Annotated in this window: 19 protein-coding genes; 6 read left to right on the forward strand and 13 right to left on the reverse strand. The window is 71.1% G+C overall.

Annotated elements, in window-relative coordinates; genetic code table 11:
* Positions 1 to 30: 30 nt before the first annotated feature.
* The gene (locus ACMTAK_RS43565) at positions 31 to 1,599 is read right to left on the reverse strand and encodes a purine-cytosine permease family protein (RefSeq protein ID WP_413811256.1); all 1,569 of its coding nucleotides are present in this window, start codon (positions 1,597 to 1,599) and stop codon (positions 31 to 33) included.
* A 303-nt stretch (positions 1,600 to 1,902) separates the two neighbouring features.
* On the opposite strand from ACMTAK_RS43565, the gene ACMTAK_RS43570 reads away from it, so the two are divergent.
* Positions 1,903 to 2,931: a LacI family DNA-binding transcriptional regulator gene (locus ACMTAK_RS43570; RefSeq protein ID WP_413811257.1), complete on the forward strand. Its 1,029-nt coding sequence runs from the start codon at positions 1,903 to 1,905 to the stop codon at positions 2,929 to 2,931.
* Positions 2,932 to 3,004: 73 nt separating this feature from the next.
* Here ACMTAK_RS43570 and ACMTAK_RS43575 read toward each other — a convergent pair whose 3' ends face one another.
* The 3 genes from ACMTAK_RS43575 to ACMTAK_RS43585 form a co-directional block, all read right to left on the reverse strand.
* Positions 3,005 to 3,901: a geranyl diphosphate 2-C-methyltransferase gene (locus tag ACMTAK_RS43575; protein WP_413811258.1), complete on the reverse strand. Its 897-nt coding sequence runs from the start codon at positions 3,899 to 3,901 to the stop codon at positions 3,005 to 3,007.
* Positions 3,902 to 3,918: 17 nt separating this feature from the next.
* Entirely contained in the window at positions 3,919 to 5,079 is a 1,161-nt protein-coding gene (locus ACMTAK_RS43580) for a family 2 encapsulin nanocompartment cargo protein terpene cyclase (protein WP_413811259.1), read from the reverse strand.
* A gap of 430 nt (positions 5,080 to 5,509) precedes the next feature.
* Positions 5,510 to 7,636 (reverse strand): SpoIIE family protein phosphatase, encoded by a 2,127-nt coding sequence (locus tag ACMTAK_RS43585; RefSeq protein ID WP_413811260.1) that lies wholly within the window; start codon positions 7,634 to 7,636, stop codon positions 5,510 to 5,512.
* A 187-nt stretch (positions 7,637 to 7,823) separates the two neighbouring features.
* Here ACMTAK_RS43585 and ACMTAK_RS43590 point away from each other — a divergent pair, with 187 nt between their 5' ends.
* Positions 7,824 to 8,510: a DUF899 domain-containing protein gene (locus ACMTAK_RS43590; RefSeq protein WP_413811261.1), complete on the forward strand. Its 687-nt coding sequence runs from the start codon at positions 7,824 to 7,826 to the stop codon at positions 8,508 to 8,510.
* A gap of 15 nt (positions 8,511 to 8,525) precedes the next feature.
* Here ACMTAK_RS43590 and ACMTAK_RS43595 read toward each other — a convergent pair whose 3' ends face one another.
* Together ACMTAK_RS43595 and ACMTAK_RS43600 are read right to left on the reverse strand one after the other, a co-directional pair.
* Positions 8,526 to 9,014 carry a tetratricopeptide repeat protein gene (locus tag ACMTAK_RS43595; RefSeq protein WP_413811262.1) on the reverse strand — a complete coding sequence of 163 codons (489 nt, stop codon included), beginning with the start codon at positions 9,012 to 9,014 and terminating at the stop codon, positions 8,526 to 8,528.
* Between the two features lie 73 nt (positions 9,015 to 9,087).
* Positions 9,088 to 9,660 (reverse strand): TetR/AcrR family transcriptional regulator, encoded by a 573-nt coding sequence (locus tag ACMTAK_RS43600; RefSeq protein WP_413811263.1) that lies wholly within the window; start codon positions 9,658 to 9,660, stop codon positions 9,088 to 9,090.
* Between the two features lie 109 nt (positions 9,661 to 9,769).
* On the opposite strand from ACMTAK_RS43600, the gene ACMTAK_RS43605 reads away from it, so the two are divergent.
* Positions 9,770 to 10,654, forward strand: a complete 885-nt coding sequence (locus ACMTAK_RS43605; RefSeq protein ID WP_413811264.1) for an SDR family oxidoreductase — start codon at positions 9,770 to 9,772, stop codon at positions 10,652 to 10,654.
* Positions 10,655 to 10,751: 97 nt separating this feature from the next.
* Here ACMTAK_RS43605 and ACMTAK_RS43610 read toward each other — a convergent pair whose 3' ends face one another.
* Together ACMTAK_RS43610 and ACMTAK_RS43615 are read right to left on the reverse strand one after the other, a co-directional pair.
* Positions 10,752 to 11,522: a response regulator transcription factor gene (locus tag ACMTAK_RS43610; protein ID WP_413811265.1), complete on the reverse strand. Its 771-nt coding sequence runs from the start codon at positions 11,520 to 11,522 to the stop codon at positions 10,752 to 10,754.
* Positions 11,519 to 12,919 (reverse strand): sensor histidine kinase, encoded by a 1,401-nt coding sequence (locus ACMTAK_RS43615; protein ID WP_413811266.1) that lies wholly within the window; start codon positions 12,917 to 12,919, stop codon positions 11,519 to 11,521. Before ACMTAK_RS43615 ends, ACMTAK_RS43610 begins: the two co-directional genes overlap by 4 nt.
* Before the next feature lie 276 nt (positions 12,920 to 13,195).
* Between ACMTAK_RS43615 and ACMTAK_RS43620 the strand changes: the two genes are divergently transcribed.
* Complete coding sequence (locus ACMTAK_RS43620) at positions 13,196 to 14,173, forward strand: CPBP family glutamic-type intramembrane protease (protein ID WP_413811267.1); 978 nt, start codon at positions 13,196 to 13,198, stop codon at positions 14,171 to 14,173.
* Positions 14,174 to 14,198: 25 nt separating this feature from the next.
* Here ACMTAK_RS43620 and ACMTAK_RS43625 read toward each other — a convergent pair whose 3' ends face one another.
* The 4 genes from ACMTAK_RS43625 to ACMTAK_RS43640 all read right to left on the reverse strand — a co-directional run bounded on the left by ACMTAK_RS43625 (position 14,199) and on the right by ACMTAK_RS43640 (position 16,568).
* Entirely contained in the window at positions 14,199 to 14,351 is a 153-nt protein-coding gene (locus ACMTAK_RS43625) for a hypothetical protein (protein WP_167525773.1), read from the reverse strand.
* Positions 14,338 to 14,724, reverse strand: coding sequence for a nuclear transport factor 2 family protein (locus ACMTAK_RS43630; protein WP_413811268.1), 387 nt, complete (start codon positions 14,722 to 14,724; stop codon positions 14,338 to 14,340). Before ACMTAK_RS43630 ends, ACMTAK_RS43625 begins: the two co-directional genes overlap by 14 nt.
* A 305-nt stretch (positions 14,725 to 15,029) precedes the next feature.
* Positions 15,030 to 15,887, reverse strand: a complete 858-nt coding sequence (locus ACMTAK_RS43635) for a transporter substrate-binding domain-containing protein (RefSeq protein WP_413811269.1) — start codon at positions 15,885 to 15,887, stop codon at positions 15,030 to 15,032.
* A gap of 114 nt (positions 15,888 to 16,001) precedes the next feature.
* Complete coding sequence (locus ACMTAK_RS43640) at positions 16,002 to 16,568, reverse strand: TetR/AcrR family transcriptional regulator (RefSeq protein WP_413811270.1); 567 nt, start codon at positions 16,566 to 16,568, stop codon at positions 16,002 to 16,004.
* Positions 16,569 to 16,692: 124 nt separating this feature from the next.
* On the opposite strand from ACMTAK_RS43640, the gene ACMTAK_RS43645 reads away from it, so the two are divergent.
* On the forward strand, positions 16,693 to 17,808 hold the full coding sequence (locus tag ACMTAK_RS43645; RefSeq protein WP_413811271.1) for a saccharopine dehydrogenase family protein: 1,116 nt from the start codon (positions 16,693 to 16,695) through the stop codon (positions 17,806 to 17,808).
* Between the two features lie 474 nt (positions 17,809 to 18,282).
* Positions 18,283 to 19,170, forward strand: coding sequence for a serine hydrolase (locus ACMTAK_RS43650; protein ID WP_413811272.1), 888 nt, complete (start codon positions 18,283 to 18,285; stop codon positions 19,168 to 19,170).
* Between the two features lie 86 nt (positions 19,171 to 19,256).
* Here ACMTAK_RS43650 and ACMTAK_RS43655 read toward each other — a convergent pair whose 3' ends face one another.
* The gene (locus ACMTAK_RS43655) at positions 19,257 to 19,739 is read right to left on the reverse strand and encodes a MarR family winged helix-turn-helix transcriptional regulator (protein WP_413811273.1); all 483 of its coding nucleotides are present in this window, start codon (positions 19,737 to 19,739) and stop codon (positions 19,257 to 19,259) included.
* Positions 19,740 to 19,748: the final 9 nt, after the last annotated feature.

Below are 19,748 nucleotides of genomic sequence, written 5' to 3' on the forward strand. Positions count from 1 at the left end.
ACCCGCGCGGGCCTCGCCGCCACGGGTCGGTCAGCGTTCGGTGACGTCGGCCGCGCTCTTGCCGGCGTTGGGGGCCGGAACCTCGAGCCCGCCGTCCCCGCGAGCGGCGTCTCCCGCGGTCATGAGCGAGTAGTCGGGCTTCGGGTCCAGCCGGAGCGCGAACGTGAGGATGGCGTAGAGCGCGGCGCCGAGCGCCAGGGCGATGACGATGCCGAGCCCGCTCGACCCGAACACGCCGGTGCGGCCCTGTTCGGTGAGGAGGAATCCCGTGATCCTCGCGAAGTTCGGGTCGGAGCTGGTCACGAGGCCGAGACCGACGACGGTTCCGGTGATCAGGCTCAGGATCGCCGTCCAGCGCCCGTCGCGGCCGCCGTAGCCGCGCGGGTTCGCCATGTCGGTGTTCCAGCCCATGCGCCGCTGCCGGATGAAGTCGATGAGCTGGATGCCGCCCATGGTGCCCATCATCACGGCGATGAGCGACAGGAACGACTGGAACGTCGCGAGGAACGAGGCGGAGATGAACAGCAGGTAGAAGGCGCCCGCCGCGATGATGATCGCGTTGATCGCGGTCGTCACGGAGCGGCGCAGCGGTACGCCCACGGCCATGAGCGCGAGGCCGGAGCTGTACATGCCGGTGATGGCGGCCGAAACGAGCGAGATGACGATTACGACGGAGAAGGGAACGAAGAACCACATCGGCAGGAGCGCGGTGAGCGCCCCGATCGGGTCGGACGCCGTGGCGGCACCGAGCTTGGAATCGCCGCCGACGAGAAGCGCGCCGACGGCGAGGAGGATGACGACCGGCAGGCTGAGCCCGGTGACCGTCCAGCTGATCACACCCCGCGCCGGGGTGTCGCGCGGGAGGTAACGGGCGAAGTCGCCGCCGTAGTTGAGGAAGCCGAGACCGACGAGGGTCATCGCCATGATGATGCCGCCGATGAACACCAGCGGTCCGCCCGCAGGGGTGTCACCGAGACGCGCCCACTCGATCTCGGGCACCATGAATCCGAGGAACGCGACCGTCATGACGCCGGTCACCCACGAGATCCAGACCTCGACTTTCATGATGAGCTCGTGGCCGAGGACGGAGACCGTCATCGTCAGGGCGAGCACGAGCACGAACCACAGCACGATCGTGGAGGTGGCGCTCGACCCGTCGGTGTCGGCGAACACCGACGGCCACAGCTTCGCGAACAGGTTCGCGCCGGTGGTCGAGGCAAGGGTGATGATCGTCACCTTCCAGCCCATATTGGATAGGTAGGCGAAGAACGCGGGGATCCTGTTGCCCTTCATGCCGAACGCGAAACGCGTCTGGGCGAGGGTCGGCAGTCCGGTGCGGGGCCCGCCGACCGCGAGGATGCCGACGAGGGTGGCCGAGATGAGGTAGCCGACGGTCCCGGCGACGATCGTCTGCCAGACGTTCAGGCCGAGGCCGAAGACGAAGATGCCGTAACTGATGCCGAGGATCGAGATGTTCCAGGCGAACCACACGGCGAACAGGCCCCGCGGCTTCCCGCGCCGTTCGGCATCGGGGACGGGGTTGACGCCGTTCGATTCGACGGTCGTGCCTCTACGACCTTGCTGAGCCTCAGTGCTCATGGAAGGGCGCCTTTCGACGTATGGCGATGTGGGGAGGGGCGGATGGTCGAACTCGGGGACATCGTGGGTTCGCGTTCGAGGGGCGCGTCGACCGCGCCCGGGGGCGACGCGGCTCCGCGTGAGATGTGCGGCGTATGCGGTGCGCGGTGACCGTCATCGCGCCCGTGGTGGGAGGCGTGTACGGCGGCGAGGCGGAGCGCTAAGCGGCGGGGTGGGCCGCTAAACCGCCGGTGTGGCGGTCGTGGGGTACTCTCGCCGGGAAAACCATTTCCGAACCCAAGCACGCCGGTCCCTGCCGCGTCAATGGGTCGCCGAGACCGTCCTGATAGTGTCGGCGGGCAGGAATCAGGGGAGATCAGGATGGGTGCGCGCATAGGCTTGAAGGACGTGGCGTTGCGCGCGGGGGTGTCAGTGCCGACGGCGAGCCGTGTGCTGTCCGGTGTTCAGCGCAATGTCGATCCCGAGCTGGCGCTGCGGGTGCGGAACGCGTGCGACGAACTGGGCTACCGGGTGAACGCGGCGGCGCGGGCGCTGCGGATTCAGTCGACGGATTCCTTGGCCCTTGTCGTTCCGGCGATCGCGAACGCGTACTTCGCGGAGCTGGTATCGGCGTATTCGCGCCGCCTGGACCTTCAGGGCAAGCGGCTGGTGACGATCGACACGGGCGAGAGCCCGGAGACCGAGCGGCGTCAGCTCGGTGCCATGGATCGGGTGCTGGTGGACGGGGTGCTCGTGGTGCCCGCGGCGTTCGAGCGGAGCGGCGCGGCGATCACGGAGCTCGCGCGGTCCAACCGCGTCGTGCAGGTCGACCGCCGCGCACGAGGCGTCGAAGCGCCGTCGGTACGGCTCGACAACGCGGCGGGGGTCCGCCTGCTCGTGGAACACCTGCGGGCGCGGGGCCGCCGCAGCATCCTGATGGTCGACGCGCAGGAGGACTCCTCGTCGAGCATCGAGCGCACAGCCGCGTTCCGCGCACTCGCCGGACCGGACGACCGGATTCTGGAAATGCCGAACTTCACGGTGGCGAGCGGCACCAACGCGGCGAAGCTCCTGCTCGCGAACCCCGGCGACACAGACGCGATCATCTGCACCGCCGACACTGTCGCGCTCGGCCTGCTGACGGCGCTTCAGCACGCCGGTAAACGGGTGCCTGCCGAGTACGCGATCACGAGCTTCGACGGTACGTACATCTCCGACACCGCCGCGCCGGGGCTCACCACCCTGGGCTCGACCGCCGAGCGCATGGTCGAGGCCTCCCTCGCCCTCCTCGACGGCGGCAGCGCTGACGCCGTCCTGAAGCCCGAGCTCGTGGTCCGCGGTTCCAGCGGCTGACCGCGTTCCTGGGTGGGGAGCATGAGCGCCGTCCGGATCCCATGCTCCCCACCCGCGGAGTGGGTGCCGCCGATCAGACGCGGTCGGCGGCGATGAGCAGGTACTGGAAGGAACCGTCCTTGTAGGAGTTGATGAACGCCTTCTCAATGCCTGTGACCAGTGAGGACGTGGCCCGCAACTCCCAGTACGGCAGGGTCGCGGGAGTGAGGTCGATGACGGCCTGCGGTACGAGGCGGTTGTCGGCCATGGCGCGCAGGTATTCCCGGCGGGAGTGGATATTGCACTCGAAGTGCGCGTTGATCTGGGAGACATGCTTCGAGGGCTGGCCGTAACGCGGGTTCCAGCAGCCGGTGATGGTCACGTAGCGGCCGCCGATCGCGAGGATGCGGGAGTGCTCGGCGAAGAGGTCTTCCAGGTCCACGTACATGGTGGACTCGTTGTTCCACGAGGCCGCGGCCCGCCCGGTCTCGAAGGGCATACCGAGCATGTCGCAGACGCGGGCGCGGACATGGTCCTCGATGCCGAGTTCGCGGGCGCGCTGGTTGGCGAAGTCGGCCTGCTTGGCCGAGAGTGTGACGCCCTCGACCCGGCACCCGAAGCGCCGGTGGGCCATGACCATCGAGCCGCCACGGCCGCAGCCGACGTCAACGAGTGTGTCATCACGTTCAATGGGGCCGAGGTGGTCCAGGAGGAGTTCGGCCTGTGCCGACTCCAGGCGGTGGAGCTCGGCGATCAACTTCTTCTCGTATGTGCTGTCGTCGGCGTCGCCGAGGGCGGCGCGGTCGACGTCTCCGATGCCGTAGTGGTGGTGGTAAAGGCCGTCGACATCGCCGAGACGCAGGTTCACCGGCCTGGCCTCGCGGTCCCAGTAGCGGGCGATGTCCCCCTGGTAGGGGGTCGCCGGGGCCGGGATGAACATGGCGGCGCTGGAGGAGGCGGCGACGTCGGCGCTGAGGTCGGTGCTGGTCACAGATGGTTCCATTCTTCTTACCAGAAATCGGGCAGGCTGTAGCGGAAGGTGTTGGTCTGGTGCCAGTAGTGGTTGCCGTCGACCCACGCGGCCACGCCCCGGAGAAAGCGCTGCACGGTCGGGAGGGGGAAGGCGACGGCCACGGCCGCGGCTTCGGCCTCGAAGTCGCGCATGAGGTCGTTGTGGACCTCGACCGCCTTCAGATAGGCGTCGCGTTCGGAGCGGCCCTCGCGTTCGGCGATCACCACGGGCAGGTTCAGATGCCGGCCCGGGCCGGCGAGTTCCTTGGTGTACGAGTACAGGTCGTTCACGATGGTGGTGGCGTTTCCGGCGAGCGCGATGACCCGCTGCATGGCGGGCTGGGCGTGCAGGTCGGCCGGTAGTTCGTAGCCGCCGACGGTGTCGGTGATGGTGGGGCAGGGGCGGAAGTTGTTGAACTGGCGCATCGCCAGGTACTCCCACACCTCGGGGACGTGGTCCGTCTGCGCCCAGGCGGCCTCGGCGAGGTACCCCATGTGCAGACGGGCCATGTCGTGCCGGAACCGGTCGGCCTGGGAGGGGCCGGCCGCCTGGACGAAGTACTCCATGGCGGAGCGGTAGGCGCGCCGAGGCGCGTCCGAGTGGAGCGACTCCGCCCACCGCGGCTGGTACTCCTGCGTCGTGTGCAGGGCGTCAAGGGCGGTGTGCGCCAGCAGCAGGCGTCCGCCGAGGCCGATGGGCGAGCCTCCGTGGTCCTCGCAGTAGCAGTCGTCCACCGCGTTCTCCGCCACCATCAGGCGCGTGGCGAGCATCAGGTGGTCGATGGTGGGAGCGTCCGGGTGGCAGGCGACCATATAGCGCCCCACGGAGAAGCCGTCGAACTGCTCCTCCCACTCCTCGGGGTACAGGTCGACCTCGTCCAACGCCCAGGCCTTGATCCTGCGGCTGACCTCCTCCACCCGCACGGGGTCGGGGTCCGGCACCGGGTGGTGGTAGAGGCCCGGGATCGGGTTGCCCTCCGTTGGACCCGCCGACGGCGTCGGTGGCGTCGGCGGCTCCTCGCGCCGGGCCAGGCGCAGACCTGCCGTGCCGAGGCCGCTGGGACCACGCAGGATCCGTCCAACGTCGGCGTTCGCCCAGGAGCGGGAAGCGGCCGCGGGCAGGCGCGATTGCGGAGGGGAAGGCTCGGGGGCGGGCATGCGTGGCTCCTCGGTGGGGTGGGTGGCTGGGGTGCGTGCGGGTCACCGGGAAAGGAGAAGGGGGCAAACGTCCAGGAATCCGTCCAGATCCGCAGGAACACTAGCGGCTGGTGCACCCGGTTGGCCCTGAGAAGCCATGGACATTAACTCGATAAGATGATCTAGTCCCGCGCGATGTTTGCCCGGGTGGACGACGGTCCCCGGCGCGTTCGGCCTGGGTCTGTCGGCCGAGCCGGACCTGCGCAGCGAGACGATCGCACGGGCCCCGGCCCGCGTCATCGTCCCGGCCGGTCATCCGCCGGCCCGGCAGGGCACCGTGGAGCTGGCCAGGGGGCTCGGATACTCCGTGCTGAACCAGCGGCCGGCGACCAGCCAGACCTACGGCGGCGGCGAGATCGCGGAACTGGAGCTGCGGGACGGACGGCGGGCGTCAGGCCGACGGTCCGCGGTGGCCCCCGTGGGCGGCCGCCCGGCCGCCGTCGCCGGCGCGTGTCCGGGCCATGAGCAGAGCGATGTCGTCCTCCGGGGGTGCGTTCGTGGTCATCCTCGCGATGACGCGGGCGCACAGGTCCTCGAGGCTCCCCGAGGGGCGTTGCAGCGCGGCGAGCAGCCGGTCAAGACCGGCGTCGATGTCGTCGTGCCGGGTCTCCACCAGTCCGTCGGTGAAGAAGGCGAGCAGGCTCCCCTCGGAGAGCTCCAGGTCGACGGATTCGTAAGCTCCGGTGCCGATTCCGAGCGGTGGGCCCACCGGTGTGTCGGGGATCCTGGCGTGGCCGTCGGGGGCCACCAGCATCGGTGGCGGATGCCCGGCGCGGGCCAGGGTGCAGAGGCGGGTGGCCGGGTCGTAGACGGCGTAGAGGCAGGTTCCGCCGGTGACCGACGAGTACTCCGGGGACCAGGTGCCCGTCTCGGCGAGCCGGGCGGTGACCTTGTCCAGGTGGTCGAGCAGTTCCGCGGGGTGCTGGTCGAGTGCGGCGAGGGTGTGGACCGCGGTGCGCATCCTGCCCATGGCGGCTGCCGCGTTGATGCCATGGCCGATGACATCGCCGATGACCAGGGCCATCCGGTCGCCCGGCAGCTGGATGGCGTCCATCCAGTCCCCGCCCACCCCCTCGTGCCGGTCCGACGGCAGATAGCGGCCGGCCAGGTCCACCGCGGCGCCGCCCGACAGCTCCTGCGGCAGGAGACTGCGCTGGAGGGCGAGGGCGGCGGACCGCTCCCGTGTGTAGCGGCGGGCGTTGTCCAGGCTCAGCGCCGCCTGGACGCAGAGCTCCTCGGCCAGCAGCAGATCGTCCTGGGAGAAGGGCACGGCGTTGTCGGTCCGCGTGAACACGGCGATGCCGAGGATGGTGCCGCGGGCCCTGAGCGGGATCATCATCACCGAGTGCATACCGGTTTCGTGGATGAGCCGTCTGCGCTGGGAGTCACGGTCGAGCCAGGTCCCCGGGTCGGTCTTCATGGCGGGCTCGAAGTAGGACTGGCCCCCGTACAGCGCGGTGAGGAACGGCGAGCCGGGCGGTACGTACACCACGTCCCCCACCAGGAAGGCGGCCTCCGGCATATCGCCGTGGATGGAGGACTGACCCGCGCGGCGGAAGACGGGGATGCCGGAGGGGGCCTCGGACATCCGCTTCAGCGGCTCCCCGCCCAGCGGGACGGCATCGGCCAGATCCACCGTGACGTAGTCGGCGAGGGCGGGGACGGCCGTGTCCGCGAGTTCCTGCGCGGTCGTCATCACATCGAGTGTGGTGCCGATCTGATGGGCCGCCCTGCCGAGCAGCGCCAGCCGCTCGCGCTCCCCGCTCTTGGTGATCAACGAGACGGTGCACACGCCCAGTGGGGCACCGCCCTCGGGGGCGAGGGGAAATGCGGAGGAGGAGAAGACGACCTCCCGGCCGTGCTCCGGCGACACCCATCGCAGCACCTGGTCGCCGACCGGCTCCCGCGAGGTCAGCACCCGCCGTATCACCGGCTCGACGGTGGTCCGGTCGAAACCGCGCACGGCGCGCCGCGTGGACCGGGTGGGCGGGGCCACCTCGGAGCGGCCCACGAGCTCCCGGCAGGCCCGGTTCGACCACAGCAGCCGTGTGCGCGTGTCCCACACCGCCACGGCCAGCGGTGACCGGTCCAGAAGCGCCGCTTCGGCGTCGGCGGTCCGCACTCCGTCCGGCGCCCCGGTGACGGCGACGAACCAGCAGCTCTCACCGTCTCCGCCGGTCAGCGCGATGGTCTCCACCGTCAGCCGGAACCGCTCGCCGTCCCGGTGCCTGACCCTCACGACGGCGTTGGCGGCCCGCCGGCCGCCATGCTTCCCCATGTATCCCGGGGCCGAGGACCACCGCACCGCTTCGACGGGGGTCTCCAGCAGCTCCCGCACCGGCAGCCCCACGACGTCCTCCGCGCGGTGCCCGAGCAGCCGCCGGCAGCCCTCTCCCCACGCCAGGATGGTGCCGTCCGAGCCCAGGAGAGCGAGGGCCGGAGCGGGTGCCTCGGGCACGTCCGCGAAGCCGGCCGGCATCCGCTTCGCCTCGGGATCGGCCCCGGCTCTACCCGCCATCCCGATACCCTCCGTAGCCCCTGATATCGGTCGATGTCCTGCAAAAAGGGTAACGCGCAAGGGCGGCGCCCGGGGCCTTGCCAACCGGAGCCGATCCGAGTGGCCGGCCACCGATGAGTTCGACGACCGAGCGGGGTCTACACCTACAGATCGCACGCCACACACATGATCAGGAAGGGACCATGGCATGACCGACAACGCACTGCCGTCCGTCGTGGACGCCGACACCTGGCAGCGTGAGCTCGAAGCGCTGCGTGTCCGGGAGAAGGCCGCGACCCGGGAACTCGACGCGATCGCCGCCCAGCGCCGCCGCCTGCCGATGGTCGAGATGCCCGACTACACCCTCGAGGGCGAGGACGGGCCGGTCCAACTGGTGGACCTCTTCGACGGCAGGAAGCAGCTGATCGTCTACAACCACATGTGGTTCCCCGGCGAGCAGTGGCAGTGCTCGGGCTGCACGGGGTTCACCTCGCAGTTCACCAGGCTGGAGTTCCTGGGCAACTACGACGCCCGGTTCGTCATCGTCACCCAGGGCCCGATCGACGAGGCACTCGCCTACAAGCGGCGGGTCGGGAACACGATGGCCTGGTACTCCACGGCGAACAGCCCGTTCGGCACCGACGTCGGCGCCCCGCCCGGCGGCGGATTCGCCGTCAATGTGTTCCTGCGCGACGGCGACACCGTCTACCGCACCTGGCACACCAACGGCCGTGGCACCGAACAGCTCAGCCACTCCTTCGCGCTGATCGACCTGTTGCCGTACGGGCGCCAGGAGGAATGGCAGGACTCGCCCGAGGGGTGGCCACAGCAGCCCACTTACAGCCGGTGGGCCGGCTCCGAGGACATCGCCGCGCTCTACGGCCGGGACACGTGAGGTTGGCTGAAGAGCTCACGTATCCGTGAGGTGACTCGTACCATCGTGCGCTGCCGCGTTGTCGAGCCTGGACCGGAGGCGTTCACGCGGTTCGGCGCTCTCCTCGCGGGGAACGTCCTCGTACCGGGCCAGGGCCTCCGCCCAGCAGGTGCGCGCCCGCGCGGACTCGCCCGTCCCGTCCGTGGCGCCCCCGAGCACGAGCAGGACGTCGGCCCTTCGCCGGTCGCCGCCCACTCTGTGGAGGACCGCCAGCGCCTGGTCCAACTGTTCCAGCGCCTCGTCGGTGTGTTCCGTGCGGAGGAGCGCGAGTCCAAGTGCGTAGCGGCACTCCGCGAGGGCCGGAGTGGCGGGCTCGTCGCCAAGACGGTCGTGCAGCGGCAGGGCGGCGAGCAGGGCGCGTTGCTGGGGTGAGCCGGTGGACAACAGCTCGCTGCCGCGCCAGTCACGGACCGGGCCGGGCACGCGGAAGCGCAACGTCGCCGGGGACCCGACGCCCAGGCCCACCGCACGGCCAACTCCATCGCCACCTGAAGTCCTGGCGGACGAGCTCTGGTGGACGAGCTCTGGTGGACGAGTTCTAGTCGAGCGCGGCCAGCGCGGCGCGGAGTTCGTCGAGGGTGTGGCGGGTGAGTTCGGTGAGTGTCTGCTTGCTCGCCGGATCGGCCCACTGGTCGAAGGCGTCGTAGAAGGCGCGGATGCCGAGTTCGGCGGCGAGGCTCGCGGTCGGTTCCGACACGCCGCGCTCGTGGAGCGCGTCCGTCACGGCCTCGGCGAGTTTGGCGCGCTTCAACGCGGAGCGCTCCTGCAGTTCGGTGTGACCGGCGATGACCGGGCGGAGCCTGGCGCCGACGTCGCGGCGGTCGTCGGTGAAGGTGGCCGTGAGGGAGTCGAGGGCCGCGCGGACCGCTTCCAGCGGTGTGGCCGGGCCGGGCGCCGCGTCGATCGCGTCGGCGAGGAGTCGGGCGAGCGTGTCCTGACCGGCGAAGAGCACTTCCCGCTTGTCGCGGAAGTGCCGGAAGAAGGTGGTCTTGGTCAGACCGGCTCGATCGGCGATCTCGTTGACGGTGGTGGCGTCGTAGCCCTGCTCGGTGAACAGCTCCAGCGCGGCGCGCACCAGCCGTTCCTGCGCGTTCGGTTCCCATCGGGCCATGCGCACAGCATAAGTGATGTGACTTGGTACCGTCACTTCGGCTAAGGTGACGTTACCAAGTCACATCACTTCGCTCCGCCCGGGCGGAGCATTCCTCCAGGAGCTACCCATGCGTGTTTTCGTCACCGGTGCCAGTGGCCACATCGCATCGGCCGTGGTGCCCGAACTGATCGAGGCCGGACACGAGGTCGTCGGCCTGGCGCGGTCCGACGTCTCGGCCGCCGCCGTCAAGGCCCTGGGCGCCGAGGTGCGCCGCGGCGACCTCGACGACCTGGACGGTCTGCGCGAGGCCGCGGCCGAATCGGACGCGGTCGTCCACCTCGCGTTCGATCACGACGCCATCCCCGCCGGGAAGTTCGCCGACGCGGTGGCGGCCGACCTGGCCGTGGTGCGGACATTCGGCGACGCGCTGGCCGGCACGGGCAAGACCCTCATCGGCGTCGGCTTCACGCACACCGGCGACCCGCGGCGCGACGCGGCGATAGACGCCAACCCCCGCTCCGCCGTCGGGCGCGCGATCAACGACCTCACCGAACGCGGCGTACGGACCGTGCTCGTCGCGATCCCGCCGGTGACGCACAGCACGCGGGACAGGGCCGGCTTCATCCCGATACTGATCAGGATCGCCCGCGACACGGGCGTGTCCGGCTACGTCGGCGACGGCACCAACCGCTGGCCCGCCGGTCACACCCTGGACGTCGGCCGTCTCTACCGGCTGGCGCTGGAGAAGGCCCCGGCCGGCTCGCAGCTGTACGCCGCGGCCGAAGAAGGCATCACGGTGCGCGAGATCGCCGAGACCATCGGCCGCCATCTGAACGTCCCGGCCGTGAGCATCCCGGCCGAACAGGCCGCGGACCACTTCACGGGCTTCCCGTTCATCACGTTGGACATCACCATGCCCAACGCGGACACCAGGCGGTTGCTGGGCTGGGAGCCGGTCCACCCCGGCCTGATCGCCGACCTCGACGACGGCCATTACTTCGCCAACGACTGACGCCAACGACTGACGCCGAGGGGCGTGGCCGGGGCGGAGGCCGGGAGACCGGGGCGGCCCCGCCGGCCGGGCGCGGCGCTGTGTCTCGGCCGCCCGCTCAGCGCCGGCCCGGGGCCACTCCCGCCCGGTAGGCGAGGACGACGGCCTGGACGCGATCGCGCAGGTCCAGTTTGGTCAGGATGCGGGACACATACGTCTTGACGGTCTCCCCGCTGAGCACGAGCTCCGCCGCGATCTCCGCGTTCGAGAGGCCCGCGCTGATCAGCCTCAGCACCTCGTACTCGCGCGGGGTGAGAAGCTTCAGACGTTCGCGCTCGCGCACCGCGTCCGGCCCCGTGTCCTGCCCCGGGTCGGGGGCCGGGTCGTCCGCCGCGCGCACCCGGCCCGCGAACTCGCCGATGAGCGCACGCGTCACGGCGGGCGCCAGCAGTGAGTCGCCGCGGGCGACGGTCCGTACGCCGTTGACCAGTTCCGCGGGCGGCGCGTCCTTCAGCAGGAAGCCGCTGGCACCGGCGCGCAGCGCCTCGTACACCAGCGCGTCCACGTTGAACGTGGTGACCACGAGGATCCGTGTGCTGGGCGTCGTGCCGGGGCCGGCCAGCTGCCGGGTGGCCTCGATGCCGTCGAGCAGCGGCATCCGGATGTCCATCACGGCGACATCGGGCCGCAGTGCCTTCGCCGCCTCGACCGCGGCCTGCCCGTTGTCCGCCTCACCCACCACCTCGATGTCCGGCTGGGCCGAGAAGATCGTGACGTAACCGGCCCGCACGAGGCCCTGGTCCTCGCAGATCAGCACACGGATCGGAGCGCTGGAGTCCGCCGGGGGGAACGGCGGGAGTGGGAGTGGCGGAGGGGGCCCCGCGGTCATGCGTCGCCTCCGGTGGGTATACGGGCGCGGACCGAGAAGCCCCCGTCGGCGCGCGGGCCCGCGGTGAAGTCGCCGCCGAGCATTCTGACACGCTCGCGGAGCCCGCCCAGACCCCGGCCGCCGGATACATGGCGCGGCCTGGGCGCCGGGTGACGGCCGTCGCCGTGAACCTCGCCGGTGCCCTGGCGGGCGTGGTCGTCGGGACCGTCGTTGGCCACTTCGACGTCGACGTGTTCGCGGCCGTAGCCGACCGTGACGCGGGTGTGCCGCCCGGACGCGTACTTCACGGCGTTGGTGAGGGATTCCTGGACGAGGCGGTAGACGGTCAGGTCCGCGCCGATCGGCAGCGGCAGCCGCTTGCCCTCCTCGATCAGGTCGACGGGCTGGCCGCCCCTACGGGTCTGCTCGACCAGGTCGCGCAGATCGCCGCGGGCAGGCGCGCGACTGCCGGGTGCCGATCCGCCCGGTGTCGACCCGCCCGACACCGACTTGCCCGGTCCCGATCCGCCCGGTCCCGATCCGCCCGGCATCGGCGCAGGCCCGTCCGCCGCGGACTCGCCCGTGGCCTCCAGCACGCCCAGCAGGTACCGCAGTTCGGCCAGCGCGCGCCGCCCGGTGCCGCTGATCGCGCCCAGCGCCTCGGTCACCCGCTCCGGAGAGGCCATGAGGAACGGCGCGGCGTCGGACTGCACCACCATCGCGGTCACATGGTGGGTCACCACATCATGCAACTCCCGTGCCAGGCGGCTTCGTTCGGCCGCCGTGGCGGCCACCGCCACGAGCCGTCGCCGCTCGGCCTCGGCCGCCCGACGGCCCCGTACGACGGCGCCGCCACCCCAGACGGCGGCCAGCACGAGCCCGATGACGACATAGTCCTGCGGCGGCTGCGGCGCTCCGCGCGCGTGCAGGACGACGGACAGGGCGGCGTACGCCGCCACGGCGGGCACGACCAGCAGCCGCCGCCCGTGCTCCGCGTGCGCGCCCACCGAGTACAGCGCGAGGTAGAGCCCCATGCTGGCGAACGTCTGCGGCAGCCCCAGCGATTGGTGCACCCCGAAGGACAGGCCCACCAGCGTGAGACAGAGCGCGGGGCGGTCGGCGCGCACGGCCAGCGGCAGCGTCTGCCCGAGCGCCAGCAGCACAGCGAGCACGGGCGCGTGCCGGGTCGGCAGGTCACCGTACCGGGCACCGACACCGGCCAGCGGCTCGGCGAAGGACAGCACGGTGAGCACGAACGCCAACTCCCGGTCCCGTGCGGCGCGCGGGCGCCCTTGCCACCATGCGTTCCAGGTTCGCCACCATCCGGCGCACACCGCCGCCATGCGCGCGGCGCCGCGCGTCCCGGCCGTTTCGCCCGGTCCGGGCGACAGCGTGCTGTCGGTGCTCTCACTTCTCACGGATTTCACTGTGGTCCCAGGGATACGGCCGTGGCCCGGTACGGGTGGGCACGGGAGGGCGGGGGAGACCTGCGCCCGCCGAACGTATCCGCGAACGGCGCCGCGGGCATCCCCCGCGAGTGGACTCCCGGATGCCCCGCGCGGGGGATGCCGCCTCGGGAACTGTCCACGTGGCGGTGACGATCCGTGCCGGGTCCCGCTCGTAGCTTGCTCGCTGTGCCGAGCCGGAGCACATCCGCACCGGTCCACGAGGAGCCGGTCCACGAGGAGGACGCCATGTCGCAGTCGAACGAGCGGCCGGAACCGCCGTCACCGCCGAAGCAGATGTCGCTGCCGGAACCGACGCCGCAACCGCACATACCGGCGCCGTCGCGGCGTACGCCCGAACCGCGCACCCTCCGCAAGCCGCGTTCAGCGCGCTGGGAGTCCACGTGGGTGCGGCTGCCGGTGCTGTTCGTCCTGCTCCTGGCAGTGAACGGACTGACCACGCTCATCAACGGCGTGGCCGACGCGACCCCGGTGACCGGTCTGCTGTCGGGCGTGGCGACAGCGGGCCTCGCGCTCGGCGCGTACGTATGGCTGGTGCGGCGCCTGGAGAGCCGCCGGAACCCGGCCGAACTGCGGCCCGCGAACGCCCGGTCGGAACTGCGGACGGGCGCGCTGCTCGGACTCGGGATGTTCTCGCTGGTGATCGCGGTGATCGCGATGGGCGGCGGCTACCACCTGGAGGGCTGGGGCTCGTTCGGCGGGGCGCTCACGACGCTGGGTCTGATGACCTGCGTGGCGGTGACGGAGGAACTGGCCTTCCGCGGCGCGCTGTTCCGCGTCCTGGAGGAGAAGACCGGCACATGGGGAGCGCTGGCGGCGTCGGGCCTGCTGTTCGGGGCGCTGCACATGGTGAACCCGGACGCCACGGTGTGGGGCGGGCTGGCCATCGCGGTCGAGGCGGGCCTGCTGTTCGGCTCGCTCTACGCGGCGACCCGCTCCCTGTGGCTGCCGATCGGGCTGCACCTGGGGTGGAACATGGCAGAGGGCGGCGTTTTCGGCACCACCGTCTCCGGCTCCGACGCGAGCCATGGCAGCCTGTTCAGCGCCTCGGTGAGCGGCCCCGAGGCGCTGACCGGCGGAGCGTTCGGGCCGGAGGCCAGTCCGGTGGCCATCGTGATCTGCCTGATCCCCACGGTCCTGTTCCTCCGCGAAGCCAAGCGCCGGGACCGCTTCTGCGCCCGCGCCCGCACCCGGGCCGGCCGGTAGCCGGCCCGGCCCGGGCGCGGGCGGGTCAGTTGAAGAGCACCATGTAGGACGAAGTGAGGCCCGAGGCCAGCCAGAACGATCCGCCGGCGATACCGACGATGATCAGTACTGCCAGCGCGCTGTCTATCTTTTCCACCAGCGGGGACGGAGGCCGGGGCTCCAGGTCATGTGAACTCATCGGTCCAACATATGCCAAGAAGTAGGTGTGTGCGGCGGCCTGTCGAGGTTTCTGTGACCACCGGTCGTCCCGAGAGCCGCCCGCGCGTCGGTCGAACGGGATCATTGCGCCGGGCATCGGCGTAGAAACCGCGGAAGGTGACGGTGACGTCGCGTACGAAGAAGCGGGTGAAGTCCTCGGCGAGGAAGCCCACGATGGCCTTCTTGCCGACCATGTGACTGGGGCCGTCCAGCGCGACGGCGGTCGCGTTCCCCGGGGGCGCCAGCCACTCGGCGTCCTCGGTGAGGACCGCGGAGATCTGGTCGGCGTCGTGGCTGGCGAACGCCTTCCAGGCGTCCTGAACGACCCCCTGGTTCCGTTGCGACTGCGACATGTTCGCGAACGTAGAAGGGCGCGAGCGAAGAGGCTGGCGGTTTTCCGACGTCACCGCGTCGGGCCGCTCGACGATTGGGCCGGCGGCGGACGGCCAGGACGCCGTCGGGCGCGACGTTCGGTTCGGCGGGTCCGAGAACTCGCGCGTGCGGCGACGCGGTATGAGTCCGGAGTCGTTGGGCACTCACGGGGCGCGACGCGGTCAGGCGTCCGTCGATGTGGTGGTGGTCGTGCCGATGCGCGGCAGGACGACGAGGAGCACGGCCGCCGCCGCGGGCAGACGCAGCACTCCGAGGGCCACGACGGTCAGGGCCTGGTCCGCGCCGGCCAGTCAGATCGAGCGCCCTGCCCAGGCCACGGGGCAGACGGCGCCCTTCGGCACCGGGATTTCCGGCGTCCCGCCGGACCGTGCCCGTGGTCACCGCTCGGTTCGTTCACCGCTCCGTCGGCGCGGCCAGGGCCGGATTCTGCCCGGACCGGCTCAGCGCTTCGGCGATGAACCCGGAGGCCGTCAAGTGGGCCACGGTCTCGCTCAGGAAGCGCACGGTGTCCGGCCGTCGTGTCCTCGTCGTCCCGACGGCCTGCCGGATGGTCATGAACGCGGGCTCGACCAGGCGCAGTTCGGGGCGTTCGGCGAGGTGTGCCGTCAGCGGCTGCCGGATTCCGGCCGCGGCCTCCAGTTTTCTCGGTGTGGAAGACGTCCAACCCCTCCGGGCCCCGGACCACGCCGGCGTGGGCCAGGGTGCGGGTGAGGAACAGGTCGTAGGCGGAGCCCTGCTTCACCCCGATACGGATGCCCGGGCTGTCCACTTCGCCCGGTGTGCGCAGTGGGGACTCGGCCGGGACGGCGTACACCCCCTCGATGTGCACGTACGGCGGGGTGAAGGCGATCTCCGCCTCGCGGGCCGGTTCGATGGCCAGGAAGCACAGATCGGCGTGGCCGGTGGCCATGGCCTCGTAGGACTTGCGGGCCGCGTCGAAGCAGATGAACTCCACGGGCAGGCCGAGGCGCCGGGCCATCTCACGGGCGAGGTCGACGGTGACACCGCCGGGCGCGTCCGGGGTGCCCTGGGCGAGGACGGGGTTGCCGAGGTTGATGGAGGCGCGGAGCACTCCGGTGGGGGCGAGGTCGCGGGCGAGCGCGGTGCTGTCGGTGATCTCCATGGGCCGAGTCCAGGAACGGTCGGCGCTCCTCGGCTTCGCCGGGAGGGAGCCAGCAGGTGCAGACCTCGGTCTCGCCCCGAAGCGATCAGTTACGGCACTGGGCGGACGTTCTTCTCACGTCCCGGCGAGAGTGGCTCGCAGTTCGTCGGTCACCGTGTGCAGGCAGCTGTCGAAACTCGCATCCCCTTTGCCCTCGATCCAGTGCCGGAAGGCGTTCTGGAAGACCATCGTGGCGAGCTGCGCGACCAACTCGGCGGTCTCGGCCTTCACCTGACGCTGCCTCAGGGCATCGCGGATCGCCTCGGTGATCGCGACCGCCTTGGTCCGTTCGCGCTCCCGCAGCTCCGGGCTGGCGTCGATCACCGCCCGGCGCTCCGTCGCGCCGTCCACATGCTCGACGAGCTCGGCACCGACTCGCGCCAGGGCGTCGAGGACGGCAGTGAGCGGAGTCGCGTCCGGGTCTGCGGCCAGGACCGCCTTCGCAAGTGCCGGGGGCAGGCGTTCCGAACCGGCGAACAGGACCTCGCGCTTGTCCGGGAAGTAGCGGAAGTAGGAGCGCCGGGTGAGTCCGGCCCGCTCGGCGATCTGGGTGACCGTCACGTTGTCGTAGCCGCGCTCCAGGCAGAGCTCCAGAGCCGCCCGCTTCAGGCGCTCCTCGGCACCCGGATCCCACCTCGCCATAGGTCGACGGTAACAGGTGATGTCCCGCTGTGTCATCAGTGTTAGCCTGCACCCACGACACACTGTGTCATCATCGGGGTGCCCGTCCCCGGTGCGACCCGGAGCAGGCAGGGGTGACGTTCGCATGACGGAGACCAGCGAGACCGACGGAACGGCCGGCAGGAGCGGGCCGAACGACGAGGTGTGGATAGTCGGGGCCACCGGCCGTGTCGGCCGAGGCGTGACCGCGCGACTGGTCGAGCGGGGACTGACGGTCGTGCCGGTCGGACGCAGCCGGGAGCGGATGGTCACCGCCGGGAGCGAAGCCGGTCTGCCGGGGGACGCGAAGGTCGTCGTCGCCGACTCGGCTGAGCGGATCGCGGACGAGATCGTCCGGGAGCGCCCGCGGGTGGTGGTGAACACGATGGGCGCCTTCGCCGCCACCGCACCGGTGATCGCCCGTGCCTGCATGCCGGGCGGCCACTACGTCGACCAGGCCAACGACGTGGTCGCCGTGGGCCGGCTGCTCGCCCTGCACGACGAAGCGGTGCGGGCGGGCAGCGCCCTGGTCACCGGTGCCGGATTCGGCGTGCTGGCGACGGAGGCGGTGGTGGCCAAGCTGTGCGAAGGGCGTCCCACGCCGCACCGGGTCCGGGTCGACGCCGTGGGTTCGGTGGCCGTCGAGGCGGGTGTGCTCGGTGCCGCCCTTGCGACCGGCATCATGGACGCGCTCACCGCCGGCGGGCGGCGGTACGAGAACGGGCGGCTGGTGCCGTCGCGCCTCGGCGCGGACCCGCAGCGGCTCATCTTCCCGGACGGTGAGTCGGCGACGTCGGCAGGTGTCGCGTCCGGCGAGCTCCTCGCGGCGCATGCGGCGAGCGGAGCACCGTTCGTCACCGCGACTTCGGCCCTCGTGCCGACCGCTCCGCTGATACGCGCCCTGCTCCCGCTGTTCGGCCGCCTGCTGTCCGTTCCGGTGCTGCGACGCCTCGCCGTCGACCGGCTCGGCCGGGCCCCGGTGAAGGCCGCACCCCGTCCGCGCGAGCACTCCTGGGGGCACGCCGTCGTCGAGTGGGCCGACGGCACCCGCCACGAGGGATGGCTCCGCGCCGGTGACGGCATGGACTTCACGGTCGACGTCACCGCCACCGTCACCGAACTGCTGGCCCGCGGCGTCGGCAGGCCCGGGGCCTGGACGCCGGCAGCCGCCCTCGGAACCGACCTCGCGACGACCGCGGGCGGCACCTTCGTACTGGACTGATGAGCGCCAATACCCGCAGCCCAGCGGCTGCCGGTGCCTCGGCGAGTGCGCGGAAAGCGGTCGGCCACACGCAGGCGGCCTCCAGATTCGGGCCCGGAAGCACGGGCCGCTGCCGCCGCTCGTGCGGAGCGCGTCAACTCCTCGGGGGCGCCAACCGGGCGGAGCGCGTCAACTCCTCGGGGGCGCCAACCGGGCGGTTCATGGGCCGGTCCGGCCTGGCGTCGGGCGCAAGGGTGCGATCCGCGCGAACAGCGCCGGGCGGGTGGCTCGCATAGTGCGCCGACGGCCCCGCCGGGCTGCCCGGGTGCTGTGCCGGTTGTGGAGCGATCTTGTGAGATTCGGACACGTTTTTGAACCCCGCCCATCGCTTGTTCGTCCTCCAGTGCTGGAGCACCGGGATGTCTTCGCGACGGAGCGATGGCACCCGAGTGATGAACCGCAACCGCACCACGAGCGAATGGACAGGCACACACCATGGGGCGACACCGACGAATATCCCGGCTTCCCCGGACCGCGCTGGCGTCGCGGGCGGCGCTGGCCGCGGGGGCGCTCGTGCCGACGATCGCCTCGGTGGGGTCGGCTCAGGCGGCCACCCCGCAGGCGGCGATCTGCACCTCGGACGAGCCGGGGCTCGCCGACAAGCTCTCCGAAGACATCAACTCGGCGCTGGACGGCTCCACCGCCACGACGGCGATCAGCCTCCACGACCGCACCACGAACACCACCTGCACCCTTGACGCGGACCGGACGTTCGACTCCGCGAGCACGGTCAAGGTGACCGTGCTCGCCACGCTGCTGTGGGACGCGCAGAAGGACGACCGCGCCCTGACGCAGGAGGAGAAGGACCGCGCCACCGCCATGATCACGCAGTCCGACAACGATGCCACCACCGCCCTGTGGAAGCAGCTCGGGGCGGAGAAGATCAACGGATTCACGCAGGCCGCGGGGATGACCGACACCGTCCTCGACAGCGAGGGCCACTGGGGGCTCACCCAGATCACCGCCAACGACGAGGAAAAGCTCCTCAACCTGGTGACCCACGCGAACCCGGTGCTCGGCGAGGACTCCCGCGGCTACATCCTGAAGCTGACGAGCGAGGTCATCCCCTCGCAGCGCTGGGGGACCCCGGCCGGTGCGCCGGGCGACGCACAGGTGCATGTGAAGAACGGCTGGCTGGAGCGGGCCACGAACGGCTGGCGGGTGCACAGCCTCGGCGCCTTCACCGGCGGCGACCACGACTACACGATCACCGTGCTCTCGCAGGACAACGCCACGATGGACGACGGCATCGCCAACATCGAGGGCGTCGCCCGCGCGGTCCACCGGGACCTCAACGCACCCGCGCCCAGCGCTCGGCCCTAGGGTCCTTCTCCCACGGAGATCCGTCAGAAGGACCCTGGCCCGGCCGGGCAGAGCGAATAGGCCGCACCGGGCCGAACCCATCGGGGTCAGGAGGTCCCGGTGTGGTGGTCCAGCAAGCGGGTGAGCAGCCGCGCGAACTGGTCGCGCTCGGCAGGGCTCAGCGGTGCGAGCAGTTCGTCGTGGAGTTCGTCCAGGACCTTGTCGAGGCGGCGTAGCCGGCGGCGGCCTCGGGGGGAGATCGTGATGGTGTTGCGGCGCCGGTCGTCGGGGTCCGGCGCCCGCTCGACGAGGCCGCGCTCGGCCAGTTCGTTGAGCACACCGACCATATCGCTGCGGTAGATGCCGGTGCGCCTGCTCAGCGTCGCCTGGCTGCCCGGTCCGTATTCCTCCAGTGAGGCGAGCACGGCGTAATGCCACTTGCGGGCGTCGGCCCGGGCCAGGCCCTCGTTGATCAGCCGGTCCGACCGCGTGGTCAGCTGCGACAGCAGTCGGCTCGCCAGTCGACGCAGCCGTTCGGGCGTCTGGGGCGCGCTGTCGTCGGGGACGTCCGCGGCTTCGGCTCTGGTCATGGCGCGTAT

It is taken from the genome of Streptomyces lacaronensis (genome assembly GCF_047337785.1).
GTDB classification, from domain to species: domain Bacteria; phylum Actinomycetota; class Actinomycetes; order Streptomycetales; family Streptomycetaceae; genus Streptomyces; species Streptomyces lycopersici.

What these genes read in the sequence shown, in the direction of transcription:
- ACMTAK_RS43565 (WP_413811256.1), bottom strand. Translation starts at nt 1,599, where the DNA reads ATGAGCACTGAGGCTCAGCAAGGTCGTAGAGGCACGACCGTCGAATCG.
- ACMTAK_RS43570 (WP_413811257.1), top strand. Translation starts at nt 1,903, where the DNA reads ATGGGTCGCCGAGACCGTCCTGATAGTGTCGGCGGGCAGGAATCAGGG.
- ACMTAK_RS43580 (WP_413811259.1), bottom strand. Translation starts at nt 5,079, where the DNA reads ATGCCCGCCCCCGAGCCTTCCCCTCCGCAATCGCGCCTGCCCGCGGCC.
- ACMTAK_RS43585 (WP_413811260.1), bottom strand. Translation starts at nt 7,636, where the DNA reads ATGGCGGGTAGAGCCGGGGCCGATCCCGAGGCGAAGCGGATGCCGGCC.
- ACMTAK_RS43590 (WP_413811261.1), top strand. Translation starts at nt 7,824, where the DNA reads ATGACCGACAACGCACTGCCGTCCGTCGTGGACGCCGACACCTGGCAG.
- ACMTAK_RS43600 (WP_413811263.1), bottom strand. Translation starts at nt 9,660, where the DNA reads ATGGCCCGATGGGAACCGAACGCGCAGGAACGGCTGGTGCGCGCCGCG.
- ACMTAK_RS43605 (WP_413811264.1), top strand. Translation starts at nt 9,770, where the DNA reads ATGCGTGTTTTCGTCACCGGTGCCAGTGGCCACATCGCATCGGCCGTG.
- ACMTAK_RS43610 (WP_413811265.1), bottom strand. Translation starts at nt 11,522, where the DNA reads ATGACCGCGGGGCCCCCTCCGCCACTCCCACTCCCGCCGTTCCCCCCG.
- ACMTAK_RS43620 (WP_413811267.1), top strand. Translation starts at nt 13,196, where the DNA reads ATGTCGCAGTCGAACGAGCGGCCGGAACCGCCGTCACCGCCGAAGCAG.
- ACMTAK_RS43625 (WP_167525773.1), bottom strand. Translation starts at nt 14,351, where the DNA reads ATGAGTTCACATGACCTGGAGCCCCGGCCTCCGTCCCCGCTGGTGGAA.
- ACMTAK_RS43630 (WP_413811268.1), bottom strand. Translation starts at nt 14,724, where the DNA reads ATGTCGCAGTCGCAACGGAACCAGGGGGTCGTTCAGGACGCCTGGAAG.
- ACMTAK_RS43635 (WP_413811269.1), bottom strand. Translation starts at nt 15,887, where the DNA reads ATGGAGATCACCGACAGCACCGCGCTCGCCCGCGACCTCGCCCCCACC.
- ACMTAK_RS43640 (WP_413811270.1), bottom strand. Translation starts at nt 16,568, where the DNA reads ATGGCGAGGTGGGATCCGGGTGCCGAGGAGCGCCTGAAGCGGGCGGCT.
- ACMTAK_RS43645 (WP_413811271.1), top strand. Translation starts at nt 16,693, where the DNA reads ATGACGGAGACCAGCGAGACCGACGGAACGGCCGGCAGGAGCGGGCCG.
- ACMTAK_RS43650 (WP_413811272.1), top strand. Translation starts at nt 18,283, where the DNA reads ATGGGGCGACACCGACGAATATCCCGGCTTCCCCGGACCGCGCTGGCG.
- ACMTAK_RS43655 (WP_413811273.1), bottom strand. Translation starts at nt 19,739, where the DNA reads ATGACCAGAGCCGAAGCCGCGGACGTCCCCGACGACAGCGCGCCCCAG.